Here is a 15094-nt window from a genome sequence, read left to right as displayed (position 1 = left end):
CCTCTCAGCCCGGAATCAGGTGCAGCATGTGGAGGACGGGCTTCAGCACGCCGCCAAGTCCCTCGGCCACGATGCAGCCGACCGCGATGGTGGTCAGCGTGATGCCCCGCACCTTGAGCCAACGCCCGAGCACCACCCACAAGAGCACGCCGCCGAGAAAGAACGCGAAGTCGTAGGCCACGGGCAGCACCAGTCCGATGCCGATGCCGATGGACGACGGCATCCATCGTTCGAGAGACGGTCGATTCTCGAGCAGCACGTACACCACGCCGATGGCGCCGGCGACGAGCATCGCCGACATCGCGCCTGGCGGCATGCTGGTGGAGCCGTCGAAGATGAGCGCCGTGGCCGCCCACATCTTCGCCACCGGTGCGGGGTGTCCTGGCCCCTCGAGCACCAGCGGGCGCGCGGCTTGGATCTTCTGGAACACCCACGCGCTCACCAACGCACAGGGCAAGATGGTGAGCAGCTGCGTCCAGAACTGCCAGCGCGCGGGGACCTTGAACCAACGTCCGTAGGCCATGTCCCCCGTGAGGTTCCCCGCCTGCGCGCCGCTGCCCGCCACGAAGCCGGCACCGGCAAGGTTGGTCGCCGCGCTGGAGCCGCCGGCTGCGGCGGTGATGCCCTGCAGCAGCACGCCCATCACGCGAGCGGGATTGAAGGCCGTCTGGGCGGCCGCGCGGGTCGCGATCACGTTCTGCAAGAAGCCGCCGATGACCACCAGGACCAGCACCAGCACCAGGTTGAGCCCCATGCCCATCACGGAGAACACGCCGGTGACGACCAACGCCACGGCCGCGAAGAGTCCCAGGGCGCGGGGTGACATCACGCGATCGTCGTCCTCCAGCCCACCCCGAAGGCTCACCAGAGACTTCAAAGATGCGGTGATCACCCGCCAGTTCACGGCCATCAGCGTGAGCCCCGAGGCCACCAGGAAGCCGATGCCCGGCCACACGTAGCGGTGCGGCGCCGCCGGAGTGTCCACGTGGGGAGCCATGGTGAGCAGCACCACACCGCCCACGAGGAAGCCGAAGCAGGTGCGGAGCCCCATCAGGTACGCCCCACCGATCGCGAACGGCGACCAGGCGATGGCAGCGCCGAAGGCGGCGAGGCCGAACACCGGGAGAGCCGTCTCGGCGGGGACCACGTTGAAGCCATCTTCCGTGTTCGAGATCACGTACGCCATGGCGATCACGATGGTGGCCACCAAGTAGTACGGCTGCTTCGGATCCCCCTTCTCTACCAGCGCCTCGATCACACTCGCCGTCGCCTTGGAACCAGGCCACGGCAGGTTCTCGCGCAAGATGAGCAGCTCCCTGAGCGGCAGCACGAACACCATGCCGACCAGGCTGGTGACCACCGCGAAGCCGACCATCTGTCCGAGGGTGTACGGGTCGCCCGTCATCGCCTTGGCGGCATAGAAGTTGGAGATGAACCCCAAGCTGCCGCCCGCGCTGCCCATGGTGGCCACGATCACCATTTCCGTGCTGGTGATCTTGTTGCTCGACAGGAAGAACACGGCGAAGAAGAGCAACGCCGCGATGGTGGGCCCCTCTTCGATCACGCCGAAGGAGAGGGTCAGGTAGGAGTTGACTCCGCAGAGCAGCACCGCGAGCAGAAATCCGGTGATGATGGCGCGCAGGGACGGGCGTCGGTCGGACACGGCCGGACGGTAATCTGGCGTGGGCCGCGGCGGACCAACAAAAAATGCCCGCTGGGGGTGGTAGTCTCGGCGCTTGGGAGAGGACCGTGAGCGAGAGAGACAGTGCCGATGTCGAGCCGGTAACCGTTATCGAGGCGATCCCCGTCAACGGGGACCATGCGGTGAAGCCCGAGGTGATTCGGTCCGAGGCGATCCCCACGCCCTCCCACCTGGCCATCTACCCGGAGCTGGGACGCGGGGGCATGGGACGGGTCCATCCGGCGATGGACAAGAACCTGCTGAGGCCCGTCGCCTTGAAGCGCCTCGACAAGAAGCTCGCGACGGTGCCCATGTACCGCGACGGCTTCGTGGCCGAGGCGCAGATCACCGGGCAGCTCGAGCACCCGAACATCGTACCCGTGCACGAGCTCGCCATCAGCCCCGAGGGCGTTCCCTACTTCACGATGAAGCTGGTGCAGGGCATCGGCCTGGATCGTTGGCTCGCGGATCCCGCCCGGCCGGCGGGGTCGACCGAGCGCTTGCAGGAGGGCCTCGAGATCTTTCTCAAGATCTGTGACGCCGTGGCCTACGCCCATCACAGGGGCGTGATCCATCGCGACCTGAAGCCCGAGAACGTGATGATTGCCGGCTTCGGCCAGGTGTACCTCATGGATTGGGGGCTCTCGCGGCTCACCAAGTCCCGCCCGGCATCCGGCGAGATGTCGCAGATGGAAGCCCCCGGCCCGGTGGGGACGCCGGCATACATGGCGCCGGAGCAGGCCCGGGGAAATCCCGCGGAAATGGACGAACGCAGCGACGTGTTCGGCCTCGGCGCGCTGCTCTACGAGATCGTCAGCGGCCACACGCCCTACGGCAAGGCCAAGAGCGCGAAGGAAATCTTGGCCAAGGCCGTGGCCGGGCAGGTGGTGCCCCTGGAGGCCGTCACCTTTGGCATGGACGTCTCGAAGCGCCTGCGCGCGATCGTCGCGCGCGCCGTGGCGCCGGAGCCCGCGCAGCGCTTCCAGAGCGTGCTCGAGCTACAGGACGACGTGCGACGCTTCTTGCGGGGCGGCCTGTACCTGCCCAGTCAAATCTTCATGCCCGGCACGGTGATCGTGCGTGAGGGCGACGTGGGCGACACGGCTTACATGATCGTGAGCGGACGCTGCCGGGCGTTTCGGGACTTGCCCGACGGCGACGAGACGCTCGCGATCATGGAAGCCGGGGACGTGTTCGGCGAGATGGCCCTACTGCTGGACGAGCCGCGGGCGGCGAGTGTCGAGGCAGTGGATCAGGTCACCGTGCTGGTGCTCGACAAGCGCACGATGAACGACGAGCTCGGCATCGAGGGCTGGAGCAGCAAGTTGGTGCGAGCCTTGGCGGAGCGCTTCAGGAATCTGGAGCAGCAGGTACGCAAGGCGGGGATGCGGCGCGGTTAGTCATCCGAGTGGAAGGCCTGGAGGTTCTCGGAATCCATCCAGAATCCCTGCATTTCGTGGCTGCCGATGGGGTACCAGGTGAGCACCCGGACCGGCTCCCTCTCGAAGCTGGCCGTCATCTCGAACGTTGCGTAGCCCGGATCGGAAACCTCGCTCAGGCTCTCGACGGACTGGAAGTGCCCGCTCGTCTCTTCGAGACGGTGGCGAAGCTCCGCGAAGTTCTTCTCTGGCAGCGCCTCGAGCAGCGTGGGAGAGAAGTCCCGCGAGAACTGCGCGTAGTCGCCGGCGTCCAGCGCGAGAAGTGCGCCTTCGGCCTGTCCCTGCGCTTCCTCGCGCGAGACGCCGTTGCTGGATTCCGCGGTGCCACCGCAGGCGGTCAAGGCGAATCCCGCGGCGAGCGCTAGCAGTGTTTTTTTCATCGGACGTTCCCTTTCGTCCGGCAATATGGAGTTGGCTCTGGCAACACAGTGTCGTCCCCACGACAGTTCGAGGAGTTTCCGCCGTGGACCGGGAAAACGCGCGAAAGTACCGAGCACTCTTGGACGGAGGGCGATGGTTCTTCGGACTGTCGGACAGCCGAAAGGAAGCGCTGCTGTCGGCGGGCTCCGTGCGAAAGATCCCCGCGGGACAGCAGGTCATCACCCAAGGCGCACCGGCAAACGGTTTGTTCGCCGTGCTGGAAGGCGCCATACGGATCTCGTCGCCGCTCGACAGCGGCGACGAAGCGCTGATCACGGTGGTGGAGCCGCCCACGTGGCTCGGTGAGATCTCCGTGTTGGACGGCGAACCATCGCCGCTCAACGGAATCGCCACGACGGACTCGCTCTTGGTGCACGTGTTGCAGAGCGATCTGGACGCGATCTTGGAGCGGGATCCGGCCTTTTGGCGCGCTCTTGGAGCGCTGGCCATGGGCAAGCTGCGCTTGACCTTCGCCGCCATGGAGGACAACAGCGCACGCCCCCTGGCGGACCGCCTGGCGCACCGGTTGGTGATCATGGCCGAGAGCCACGGCCAGTGGCGCGATCGCAGCAGCCGCGTGATCGAAGCCAGCCAAGAGCAGCTGGCGCGTATGCTTTCGAGCTCGCGGCAGACCGTCAACGGACTGCTCAAGACCCTGGAGGCCGAGGGTGTGGTGCGGCTCTCCTACGGTCGCATCGAGATCCTGGATCTGGACGCGCTCAAACGGCGCGCGCGATAGCCCGCGCGACGCGAGGAATGGCGTCCAGCCTGGCCTGCGACAGCTCGACTTCGATTCCGATGTAGCGCGACTTGGGCAAGCTGCGGCGCAGACTCTGGGTATGGCCGTCCGCGGTGCCGCGGTACGGGTAGTTCCGGCGCACGCGAAGCTCGTCGCCGAGCAGCGCGTGGATGCGGCGCACCAGCGCAACCTCGCGCGGACGCGCCGGATCGTACAACAGACCGATGTCGGCGTTGCGCACCTCGGAACCGAGCCGTGGGGTGAACGAGTGACAGCTCAGATGAACGACGCTGCCCGCCGCGTCGATTGCCTCGCGAGTCGCGGAGCGAAAAGGCTGCCAATAGTGGGCGACCAAATCGGCGCGAGGAACGTCGCGTGTCCAGCGGGAGACCAGGGCCGGATGGTGCAGGCTGCGGTTCAGGTCGATCACCAGCCGGGATACGGTGCCGGCGAACAGCGGGGCATCCAACCGGCGTCTCAGCGCGCGCGCGAGCTGGAGCGCCCCGGGGTCCCAGCCGCGGTGGCTGTCGAGGACGCGCCGCGCCCTGGCAAACAGTGGCCGAAGCTCCACGGGAACGTGGTTCGTCGCGTGCTCGACCGTGAGCACCACCCTCACGACGCCTCGAAGGGCACGCCGGCCATGAGACAGCGCGACAGCTCTTCGTACACGTCGCGGATGGACCGGGTGCGGGTGGCGAGGACGATGCGTTCGGTGAGCGTGCCCTGCTCCAGGATCACCTTCAACGGCCGAAGCCACTCCTCGCGCTCTGCCACCGGCCGCGCCCGGGCCAGTAGCTGCTGCCACACCCCCGCCGCTTCGGCGGGTCTTGCCCCCAGCGCTGCCAGGTAGTCCGCGTCCTCGATCCGAGCACGACTGCCCCGCCGCACACAGTCGACGAAGATCGGCTCCAGGCGCTCCACGGAAAGCGCCTGCTGCGCTTCGAGGCTCGACCAGCGCTCTTCCGTCAATCCACGCAAGAGCTCCACCACAAAGGCAACGATGGCGATGTCGGCGGCGGGATGCTCCTGCACGTCGAGCACACGAATCTCGATGCTCTCGCGCTCGAGCCGCGCGATCGCGCCGCGGGCGTTCACCCACTCCGGGTCGAGGACTTCTTCGTCGTCGTAGGGCGCGACGGCCTCGGCGATGGGCGCGAGGATCTCGTCACGATAGCCCTGCTGGGAGAACACCGGCTCCGGGATCACCCCACCCGTCACGATCGGGATCTTGCTGCAGTTTCCGCGGTAGTACTCGAGGCGGTTGTCGGCGATGCCGGTGACGCGCCCTTCCACTATGGGCGAGCTCGCCGCCAGCGCCGGCAAGACCGGCAACAGCACGCGGATGGCGGCGTGCAGTCGGCCGAACTCCTCGTCCCCCTGGTAGGGCAAGTTCAGGTGCGTGCTCTGGAGGTTCGACCAGCCATGACCGCGACAATCGAACATGCGGTCGAAGGTCTGGTACACCTCGCCGTAGTCGTGGGGCCACAGCCGCGTTTCGCGAGTCGGGTCCATGAGCGGGTGCATGGCGGTGGGCATCAGCGTGCCCCCCAGGGGACGAAGGAGCTCCGCCATGCGGCTCACGTCCCGCGTGAAGAAGCCAGCAAGGGGCTCGAGCGCGGGGGCTGGGCCGTTGGTCTTGAGCTCGATGGCGTGGAGCACGAGCTCGTTGGACCAGCAGAGCTCTCCCATCTCGATCTCAGCTTGGATCTCGCCGCTGGCCGCCTCGATCAAGCGATCGCTCACTGGCAACACTGCGCCGGTGCTCCGATCGACGATCATGTACTCCAGCTCCACGCCGAAGCCTTCGAACAGATGCAGCTTGGGGGACTCGTCCGCCACGGCTACAGCCCCCGACTGTGCGCGCTGATGCGATCCACGAACACCTGCATGACGCGATCGTAGAGCGCGTCCTTCAGCACGGTGTCCTCGTAGCCCGCTTCCAAGCTGGGGTTGTCGTTCACTTCGACCACCGTGACCCGGCGCCCGCGCTGCTTGAGATCCACGCCATACAGCCCGTCGCCAATCAAGTTGGCCGCCCTGAGCGCCGTGCGCACCACCGGGCGCGGCACGTCGTCCATGGCCACGGCCTCCACCCGGCCGTAGCGGCGCCCGCTGCCATGCCCTTTGATGATCTGCCAGTGCTTCGGCGCCATGTGGTACTTGGCCGCCCACAACGGCTCCCCGGCGAGAACGCCGATGCGCCAATCGAAGTCCGTGGGGAAGAACTCCTGCGCGATCACGAGCTCCGACTTGGTGAACATGCGCTCCGCCTCCTGGCGCAGCTCGTCCTCCGAAGAGACCTTGATCACGCCCTGGGAGAAGGCGCTGTCGGGGCGCTTTAGGATACAGGGCAGGCCCAACGTCTCGGCAACTTGGCCGATGTTGTCGCGGTGGAGCACGACGGTGCGCGGAGCCGGCACCTTGTGCCGCTCCAACAGCTCCGCCAGGAAGACCTTGTTGGTGCAGCGCAAGATCGAGTCCGGGTCGTCGATGACGACCATGCCTTCCGCGTGGGCTCGGCGCGCGAAGCGATAGGTGTAGTGATTGACGTTCGTCGTCTCGCGGATGAAGAGGGCGTCGAACTCCGCCAAATTCGCGTAGTCGTCCTTGCCGATCACGGTAGCGCTCATGCCCAAGCGCTGTGCCGCCTTCACGAACTTTGCGATCGCTCGCTCATCGGAGGGCGGCTCTTCCTCTTCCGGATCGAACAGGATGGCGAGGTCGTAGCGGGAGACGTTCACCTTGGGTGCGACCCAACGGCGCTGGTGGAAGTAGTGGCGCGCCTGCGCCTCCACGAAGTCGCGATGCGTCTCGGGGATCTCGCCCGAGGAAATGGGCAGGATGCTCGACAAGAACCAGTGTCCGCCGCGGGAGCGGTTGAAGGTGGCCCGCAACAGCGGTGCGTAGAAGAGCTTGAACAGATGCGCCGACACTCGGTCGTAACGCTTGGCCAGGTTCTTCCCGAAGTAGATGCTGAGCACGAAGCTCGACGATTGAATCGGGGCCAGGCTCTTCTGGATCAGGTCGTCGAGCTCGTCAGAGCGAATCCGGACGATCTCGTTCGCCTTCAGATCCTGGATGGTGGTCACGCTGGGCACCGGACGGTGCCCCCGGGCAGCCGCCAACAGCGAGACGTAATACCCCAGGCTCTGATAGCGGTACGACTTGCACAGGTTGAACACCGTCACGCCGCGCAAGTCGCTGTACTCCGTGCGGGTGAGGTAGCTCCGGGCGGACACTACCTCCACGCCGGGGATTGAAAAGGACCAGTCTCGAGGATTATTGACGACGATGAGCGCGCGCATCTGAAGGCTCGATGATGAGCAGGTTGGCGTCGTAGGTGACGATGCCGAGCAAGATCGCGTTCATCACGCGATCGATGTCGATCCAGTACTGTCGCGATCGACCTCGCGACTCGGGCTCCCAAGGATCCGACACGTGAGCCAGACGCTCTTCGCGGTTGTAACCGTTCAGTACGACGAAGTGCCCCATGGGTTCTCCGCGAATGTCGTCGAGCTCGATGACGTGCTCGCCCAATTCGCGAGCCGAACGGTACAAATACGTCGCGCTCAAGCCGGTGAGAATGGGGATTTCGCGCCCCAGGTAGCGGCGGATCAAGCTGGCCGTCAGGTCCTCGAAGCGGATCTTCCCTCCCTTTTGCAGGAACTCCAGGTAGGCGCGGGTCGCTTGCCGCAGCTTGGGGGAGCGCTTGACCTCGGCCTGCCGCCGGAGCCGGTCCGCCAGGTCGACCCCGGGCTTTTCGAACCAGGTCGGGTCGAACACCAACAGGTTGTAGGTGTACAGGGTGACGCGGTAGCCGCGGGACAGAGCGTGGTTGGCCAGCTGCACGCCCAACGTCCCGCCCTCGCGAAGCGTCTGGGTCTCCCGAATCACCTTGTCGAGCGGGAGGTCCTCGCCGTAGTAGCGGTAGACCGCGTGTAGGCAGGTCGGCCCGCAGGTGGTGTCGTCCGGTTGCGGCAGGATCTCGAGGCGGAGCTTCTTCTTGGGCATGGCGCTGGCTGCACCACCATGCCACCCGCATGCCGGCCTGTCAGCCGCCGCCCTGACTCAGCACCCAGGCGTGGCGTACGTCCTCGCCCTTGACCATGAACACGACCATCTCGGCGATGTTGGTCGAATGATCCGCGATGCGCTCGAGGTACTTGCCCACGGACTGCAGCCGCGTGGCGCGGAACACGCAGCTCGGGTCGGACATCATCAGCTGCACCAGCTCGGGGAAGAGCTGCGCGTAGGTCGCGTCCACGGCGCTGTCCCGCTCGATCACGGCCTCGGCCTTGATCGAATCCGACGCCACGAACGCGTCCAATGCATCGTGCAGCATTTCCTTCGCCACGTCGGACATGCGCGTGATGGTGGTCGCAGCGGGAAGCGGGAGCTCATCGCATAGCTCCACCACGCGCTCGCACACGTTCACTCCCAAATCGCCGATGCGCTCGAGGTCCGTGACCAGCTTCAGGGTGGTGGTGATGAAGCGCAGGTCCGACGCGACAGGCTGGCGCCGGGCGAGAATCCTGAGGCACAGCTCGTCGATGTCGAGCTCGAGCTGATCGATCTGCCGATCCACCGCCATGGTGTCGCGCGCCAGCTTCGGATTGCGCTCGACGAACGCCTTCATGGCGTTGGTGAGCATCTCCTCCACGCGTGCGCCCATGAGCAGCACCTGCTCCCGCAGGGTTTGCAGCTCACTCTCGTATTCGCGATCCGTGTGACGCAGGTCCATGGGTGGCTCTTGACTCATTTCGGTTTACCTCAAAATGAGTGGATCGTCCCTCAACCGAAGCGACCGGTGATGTAGTCCTCGGTCTTCTTTTCCTTGGGGCGCGTGAAGAGCACGTCCGTCTGGTCGTACTCCACCAGCTCCCCCAGGTAGAAAAACGCTGTAAAATCCGCGACTCGCGCTGCCTGCTGCATGTTATGGGTGACGATAACGATGGTGTAGCGATCGCGGAGCTCGTGGATCAGCTCCTCCACACGAGCGGTCGCGATGGGGTCGAGGGCAGAGCAGGGCTCGTCCATCAGCAGCACCTCGGGCTCCAGGGCGAGAGAACGCGCAATGCACAAACGTTGCTGCTGACCGCCGGAGAGGCTGGTCCCGGAGCGACCCAAGGTGTCCTTCACTTCGTCCCACAAAGCGACTTGGCGCAGAGCCCGCTCCGCGAGCTCGTCCGGCGTCTTGACCTTCAAACCGTTCAAGCGAAGGCCGGCCAGCACGTTGTCCTTGATGGAAAGCGTCGGAAAAGGGTTCGGTTTCTGGAACACCATCCCGACGCGACGGCGCACGCGCACCGGGTCCACGTCCTTGGCGTAAATGTCCTGATGATCGAGGAGCACGTGACCCTTCACGTGGGCCCCCGGGACCACCTCGTGCATGCGGTTCAGACAGCGGATGAAGGTAGACTTGCCGCAACCCGAGGGGCCGATGATGGCAGTCACCTTGCGTTCCGCCACGGGCAGGTCGATGCCCTTGATCACCTCGGTGGCCCCGAAGTAGGCGTGGAGGCTCTGCGCCTGCATCTTCGCGGGGACGTCCGCGACCTCGTGCACCGGGGAAGATCGTACCACGCCTTCTTCTCGCGCTTTCGCACGTGCTTCCGGCGGCCGAACCATGGGCAGGGATACCTCGATCTGTGTGCTCATCGGGACCTCACTCGATGGCGAACCAGAAGGCGCGCCGACACGTTCAGGAGCAGGACCATCGCAACCAGTACCAGCGCCGCCGCCCACGCCTGGCGATGCCAGTCTTCATAGGGCGAGACGGCGTAGGTGTAGATCTGAACGGGCAACGACGCGGTGGGCTGATCCAAGCCCTGAGACCAGAACTGGTTGTTGAAGGCCGTGAACAAAAGCGGCGCCGTCTCGCCGGCAACTCGCGCGACCGCCAGCATGACGCCGGTGGCGATGCCCGGTGCCGCCGTGCGCAACACGACGCGCAACGTCGCGCGCCACTTGGGCACGCCCAGCCCCAGGGCTGCTTCGCGCAGCGCCTCCGGCACCAGGCGCAAGAGCTCTTCCGTGGTGCGCGTCACGGTTGGCAGCATCAGCACGGCCAGCGCCACCCCTCCCGCCAGGGCGGAGAAGCTCTTCGTGGCCAACACGATCAGGGTGTAGACGAAGATGCCAACGGCGATGCTGGGGACGCCGCTCATCACGTCTGCCGAAAAGCGGACCAGCTTGGCGAAGCGGTTGTCTCCGAACTCGGCGAGGTAGACCCCCGCGAGCACGCCCGGCGGAATCCCGAACAAGCACGCAAGGCCCACCAGCTCCAAGGTACCGACCAAGGCGTTGGCCATGCCGCCGCCGGTCTCCCCCACGGGTTTCGGCAGCTCCGTGAAGAAGTCGAGGTTCACCCCGCCAATGCCGCGAATCGTGACGTAGTACAGCACCAGCCCCAGCGGGATGATGGCCACTATGGTGGCTACCACGCAGGCCCCGCGCACGACGGCGTCCACGATCTTTCGACGAATGTAGGGCTCGTTCTCCATCGCTACCTGGCTCCCGCGGGCGGTCGCCCCACACGCCACACCAGCAGACGGGCAAAGATGTTGAGCAGCAGGGTGACCGCGAACAGCAACAGGCCGATCTCCGCGAGGGCCGCGAGGTAGACGTCTCCGGTTGCTTCCGTGAACTCGTTCGCGATCACGCTCGCCATCGTGTAAGAAGGCGCGAACAGCGACGCGCTGATCTCGGCGCGGTTGCCGATCACCATGGTGATCGCCATCGTCTCGCCCAGCGCGCGGCCGAGGCCCAAGATCACCGCGCCCACCAAACCGCTGCGCGCGTAAGGCAACACGGCGGAACGCACGGCCTCCCAGCGCGTGGCCCCGAGCGCCAGCGCGCCCTCGCGCAGCGTAGGCGGCACGGCGCGCAGCACCTCTCGGCTCACGCTGGAAACCGTCGGCGTGATCATGATCGCGAGGATGATGCCGCCCGCGAGCATGCCGAAGCCCTGATGCGGCCCCGAGAACAGCGGCAGGAAGCCGAAGACCTTCTGCAGCGCGGGCTCCACCACTTCTCGCAGGAACGGAGCCAAGGCGAAAATGCCCCAGAGGCCGTAAATCACGCTGGGTACGGCCGCCAGCAGCTCCACCAGGAAGCCCACCGGCCCCCGCAGCCAGAGCGGCGCCAGCTCCGACAAGAAGATCGCAACCCCCAGAGAGATGGGCACGCTGATGGCGAGCGCGAGCAGGCTGGACACCACGGTGCCGTAGATGAACGGCAGCGCGCCAAACTCGTCGCGCACCGGATTCCATTCCGTGCTGGTGATGAAGCCGGGCCCGAACTTCTCGATCGCTGGCGCGGAGGCGGCGTACATCTGAAGCGCCATCGCGGCGAGGGTGAGGATCACCAACGCCGCGAACAGGGCCGCAACCGTACGAAAAGCGAAGTCTCCCCAATTGACTTCGCGACCGAAGCGGGCAAGCCACTTCGGCCGCGGCCGAACGAGCGAAACGTCGCTGGATTGTGTCACGTCAACTTCCGGACAAGAGCTTCTTGTCGCCTGAGCGCAACGTCTCGAGCTTGGTCTCCACCTTCTTCACCACTGCGTCCGGAAGCGGTGCGTAGTGCAGAGCATCGGCGAACTTCTGACCGTCGTGGATTGCCCACTTGAGGAACTCCGCCACCGCCTTGCCCTTCGCCGCGTCCTTCGCGTCTTCGTACACGAGAATGTAGGTGAAGCTCGAAATGGGATAGGCACCCGGCGTCGCCGAATCCGTGATGCTCGCGTGCATGCTGTCCGGCAGCTCCACGCCATCCGCAGCCTTGGTGATGGCGGCAATGGCGGGCTGCACGAATTCGCCCGCTTTGTTCTTGATTGCGGCCGTGGGCAGCTTGTTTTGCAGCGCGTAGGCCAGCTCCACGTAGCCGATGCTCCCCGGCGTGGTCTTGATCTGCCCGGTCACGCCCTCGTTGCCCTTGGCGCCAAGGCCCGTGGGCCACTTCACGCTCTTGCCGGCACCGACCTTGTCCTTGAACTCGTCCGAGACCTTGGCGAGGTATTCCGTGAACACCGCCGTGGTGCCGCTACCGTCCGAACGATAGACGACGGAGATGTTCTTGTCGGGCAGCTTGGCATCGGGATTCGGCCCCGTGATGCGCTCGTCGTTCCACTTGGTGATCTTGCCAAGGAACACGTCCGCGATCACGTCCGGAGTCAGCTTCAGGCTGCCGGTGTAGTCGGGCACGTTGTAGGTCACCACCACCGCGCCGAGGGTGGTCGGAATGTGGATCAGCGTGCCCGGCGCCTTCTTGGCTTCTTCGTCCTTCATGGGGGCGTCCGTGGCGCCGAAGTCCACCGTGCGCGCGCTGATTTGACGGATGCCTCCCCCGGAGCCGATCGACTGGTAGTTGATGCGGACGTTCGGATGCTGCTTGTTGTACTCGCTCATCCACTTGGAATAGAGCGGGTAGGGGAACGTGGCTCCCGCACCGTTGAGGGTCACGTTTTCCGAGCCCGTGGCTTCGCCCCCCGATGCTTTGTCGCCGCCTTTGTTGCAGGCGACGACGAGCGCGGCGGTACCCGCGAGAACGAGGGAGAGGAGGCTGCGTCGATCGATCATGGTGGTGGCTCTACTAGCAATGGCGCTGGACCCCTGGGCGGCGCGTCCGAAACAGCTGTGTGACAAATCAGTGACGGATAATTGATTCGTGATCTCGGAGGCTTACGCTCGTCAAAACGAGACCTGTGCGGCCAGGATCAGCTCCCCTGGATCGCTTCCCTGCTGCTTGTCGAAAAAGCTGTAGCTGGCGGAGAGGCGCGCTTCCTGGCCCTGCAGGTAGTAGTTCAGCGCGCCCTCGTAGTGCATGACGGCGTCGTCGCTGGTGTCGAGGTCGTTGTCCAGGTAGCCCACCCGCACTGCGGGCTGTAGCTTGCCGAACAGCGTGTAGGCCAGCGCGCCGTAGAAGCCATGCGACTCGGCGCGGGCCCCCTTGGGGCCGTCCCAGCCATGGATGTACTCCGCCTGCAGCAAGGCGTCGCCGAGCTCTACCCGAACGTCGCCTTCGGCGCGGTCTTTGGTGCCAGGCTGGTCGCGCTCGCCCACGCCCACATAGCCCACGGCACCCAGCGTGACGCCGTCGATGGGATAGGCCTCGAGGCGCAAGGCCACGTCCTTCTGGTTGTTGGTATCGGCGCGGTTCTGGCCCTCTCCGTTGTACACACCGGCGAAGTAATAGAAGTGATCGCCGAGCTTCTTCTCGACGCGAATGCCAAGATCGCGGCGGTCCCCGAACTTCTTGCTGCTCAGTGCCCGCTCGGGGAACAGGAGCTTCTTCGAAGAATTGTAGCCTTCCCACGAGACCGGGATCTTGAACTGACCGATGGACACGTCCGCGTACTCCGACAAGAACGTGATGTAGAGATCCTGCAGGATCCCCGTGGGAGCTGGTGCATCGACGGTCCCCGCAGTCGTTGGCGCAGGGTCCTGCCCCTCGACCGTCACCGACTTGGTCTTGTCCTCCACCAGCTTGGCGGGGTCGATCATCACCTCGTAGGCCAGGAAATCCGGGAGGATCTGGCCTTTGATCTTCAGCTCCGCACGACGAACCCGGAACGTGGTCATGGTCTCGCCGGAGTCGCGGGCCGCAAAGAACCAACCCTGCAGCAGCGCGCCGGGCTGAAAGAATCCCTCCTTACCGACCGCGAGCTTCTTGGGAAGCTCGGCCGGAGCGGACTCTGCGGCGGGCGCGGGCTCCGTGGCGGGCGTCGGCGGCTCGACGACCGCCGCCTCTGCTACGGGCGGCTCGGCAGCGGGGGGCTCCGCAGCGGGCGGCTCCGTGGGAGCCGCGGGCTCTGCGGCCGGCGGGGGTTCCACTATGGGCGGCTCGGGGGGCGCTGGTTGCGCCAGAGCGGAAGGAGCGGCAAGGAGGAGGGCGGCGAGTGGTAGAGCAGGATTTCGCATGGCGTTCGTGTCGCGGGATATGCCTCTGTCGCTGTGACGGGATGGTGACGCATGGGTGAATACGGAGAAAACTGGGTGTCGCCGAGGACCGTTCGATGACCCGCGTGACGTTCTGGCTACTGCTGCTGACTCTCCCGCTGTCGGCCTGCCAGAAACGGTCCGAGCCCAAGCCGGCGGTCGCCGACGAAACCGCCGACGCAGCAGTCCGGGCCTGGGGTGCCACCCTGAAGCTGCCGAGTACGTGGCGCGGAGGCGAGAACGACGCGGGCGGCTACGAGCTCACGGACGGCGAGCTCGCCCTGCTCCTCGGCCGCCATCCGGGCGGCGCGCTCGGCGCCGTCACGGAAGATCGCAAGCAAGCGCTCGCGGCTCTCGGAATCCGCCAGGTAACGGAGGCCACAGCGAGCGTGGACGGCAAGGCGGTCCGGGTGCTGAGCGGCAGTGCTCGAGAAGACGGGGGCAGTGTTTCCGTCAAGCTACTCATCGCGCCGTTGGGCCCCGATGCCGCGTTGAGCGTGATGCTCGTGGGGGACGCCTCCAAGGCCAAACGGATGGACGCGGCGTGGCGAGAGGTGCTCTCCGCCCTCACCCTTCCCTGACCCCGACTGGCGCACATCGCGGTGGCGCTGCTATATGTGAGCCCGAATGCCCGGCGTGGACTCAAAGAAGGCCAAGGCACCGGACCTGAGCGAGATCGACTCTGGATGGGAAGACGTCGAGGAGCCCACACCCAAGGTCCCCCCAGTGCACACACGCGTCGCGCCCCCACATCGCCCGCTGCTCCCTACCCTGCCGGAAGACGACCCCCTGCGGCACGACCACGAGCCCCGCAAGGAATCCCGCCCCACGCTGCCGGTCATCGACCCGCTCAAGTACGACCTTCCGGACGAATGAG

The 15094-nt window shown here is 65.8% G+C and carries 16 protein-coding genes; 4 read left to right on the top strand and 12 right to left on the bottom strand.

The features are described 5' to 3' along the window. Positions 1 to 4 precede the first annotated feature (4 nt). On the bottom strand, positions 5 to 1663 hold the full coding sequence (locus tag H6717_33075) for an OPT/YSL family transporter (GenBank protein ID MCB9581913.1): 1659 nt from the start codon (positions 1661 to 1663) through the stop codon (positions 5 to 7). Between the two features lie 86 nt (positions 1664 to 1749). Here H6717_33075 and H6717_33070 point away from each other — a divergent pair, with 86 nt between their 5' ends. Next, on the top strand, positions 1750 to 3081 hold the full coding sequence (locus tag H6717_33070; GenBank protein ID MCB9581912.1) for a protein kinase: 1332 nt from the start codon (positions 1750 to 1752) through the stop codon (positions 3079 to 3081). On the opposite strand, the gene H6717_33065 is transcribed toward H6717_33070, so the two are convergent. Beyond that, positions 3078 to 3500, bottom strand: a complete 423-nt coding sequence (locus tag H6717_33065) for a DUF3887 domain-containing protein (protein MCB9581911.1) — start codon at positions 3498 to 3500, stop codon at positions 3078 to 3080. The two genes, H6717_33070 and H6717_33065, sit on opposite strands and share 4 nt — an antisense overlap. An 83-nt stretch (positions 3501 to 3583) precedes the next feature. Here H6717_33065 and H6717_33060 point away from each other — a divergent pair, with 83 nt between their 5' ends. After that, positions 3584 to 4279, top strand: coding sequence for a Crp/Fnr family transcriptional regulator (locus tag H6717_33060; protein ID MCB9581910.1), 696 nt, complete (start codon positions 3584 to 3586; stop codon positions 4277 to 4279). Here the strand turns inward: H6717_33060 and H6717_33055 are convergent. The 10 genes from H6717_33055 to H6717_33010 form a co-directional block, all read right to left on the bottom strand. Further along, positions 4260 to 4928: an N-formylglutamate amidohydrolase gene (locus tag H6717_33055; GenBank protein ID MCB9581909.1), complete on the bottom strand. Its 669-nt coding sequence runs from the start codon at positions 4926 to 4928 to the stop codon at positions 4260 to 4262. The genes H6717_33060 and H6717_33055 overlap by 20 nt on opposite strands. Continuing rightward, a complete protein-coding gene (locus H6717_33050) occupies positions 4892 to 6058 on the bottom strand; it encodes a glutamate--cysteine ligase (GenBank protein ID MCB9581908.1) in 1167 nt (388 codons plus the stop codon). Before H6717_33050 ends, H6717_33055 begins: the two co-directional genes overlap by 37 nt. A gap of 62 nt (positions 6059 to 6120) precedes the next feature. Next, positions 6121 to 7584 (bottom strand): RimK family protein, encoded by a 1464-nt coding sequence (locus H6717_33045; GenBank protein ID MCB9581907.1) that lies wholly within the window; start codon positions 7582 to 7584, stop codon positions 6121 to 6123. Next, positions 7559 to 8290 carry a peptidase-C39 like family protein gene (locus H6717_33040; GenBank protein MCB9581906.1) on the bottom strand — a complete coding sequence of 244 codons (732 nt, stop codon included), beginning with the start codon at positions 8288 to 8290 and terminating at the stop codon, positions 7559 to 7561. The genes H6717_33045 and H6717_33040 overlap by 26 nt, the downstream gene beginning before the upstream one ends. Positions 8291 to 8330: 40 nt before the next feature. Then, entirely contained in the window at positions 8331 to 9020 is a 690-nt protein-coding gene (gene phoU / locus H6717_33035; protein MCB9581905.1) for a phosphate signaling complex protein PhoU, read from the bottom strand. 50 nt (positions 9021 to 9070) lie between these two features. Then, positions 9071 to 9907: a phosphate ABC transporter ATP-binding protein gene (gene pstB, locus H6717_33030; protein ID MCB9581904.1), complete on the bottom strand. Its 837-nt coding sequence runs from the start codon at positions 9905 to 9907 to the stop codon at positions 9071 to 9073. 26 nt (positions 9908 to 9933) lie between these two features. Next, entirely contained in the window at positions 9934 to 10782 is an 849-nt protein-coding gene (gene pstA / locus H6717_33025) for a phosphate ABC transporter permease PstA (protein ID MCB9581903.1), read from the bottom strand. A gap of 2 nt (positions 10783 to 10784) precedes the next feature. Then, positions 10785 to 11768, bottom strand: a complete 984-nt coding sequence (gene pstC / locus H6717_33020; GenBank protein MCB9581902.1) for a phosphate ABC transporter permease subunit PstC — start codon at positions 11766 to 11768, stop codon at positions 10785 to 10787. Between the two features lies 1 nt (position 11769). Continuing rightward, the gene (gene pstS, locus H6717_33015; protein MCB9581901.1) at positions 11770 to 12858 is read right to left on the bottom strand and encodes a phosphate ABC transporter substrate-binding protein PstS; all 1089 of its coding nucleotides are present in this window, start codon (positions 12856 to 12858) and stop codon (positions 11770 to 11772) included. Positions 12859 to 12969: 111 nt separating this feature from the next. Beyond that, positions 12970 to 14112 carry a hypothetical protein gene (locus tag H6717_33010; protein ID MCB9581900.1) on the bottom strand — a complete coding sequence of 381 codons (1143 nt, stop codon included), beginning with the start codon at positions 14110 to 14112 and terminating at the stop codon, positions 12970 to 12972. Between the two features lie 182 nt (positions 14113 to 14294). On the opposite strand from H6717_33010, the gene H6717_33005 reads away from it, so the two are divergent. Together H6717_33005 and H6717_33000 are read left to right on the top strand one after the other, a co-directional pair. After that, positions 14295 to 14798 (top strand): hypothetical protein, encoded by a 504-nt coding sequence (locus H6717_33005; protein MCB9581899.1) that lies wholly within the window; start codon positions 14295 to 14297, stop codon positions 14796 to 14798. Between the two features lie 46 nt (positions 14799 to 14844). Continuing rightward, entirely contained in the window at positions 14845 to 15093 is a 249-nt protein-coding gene (locus tag H6717_33000) for a hypothetical protein (GenBank protein MCB9581898.1), read from the top strand. Position 15094: the final 1 nt, after the last annotated feature.

It is taken from the genome of Polyangiaceae bacterium (assembly GCA_020633235.1).
GTDB lineage: Bacteria > Myxococcota_A > Polyangia > Polyangiales > Polyangiaceae > JACKEA01.
Note: the sequence above shows the minus strand (reverse complement) of the source record. Positions and strands in the feature narration are given on the sequence as shown.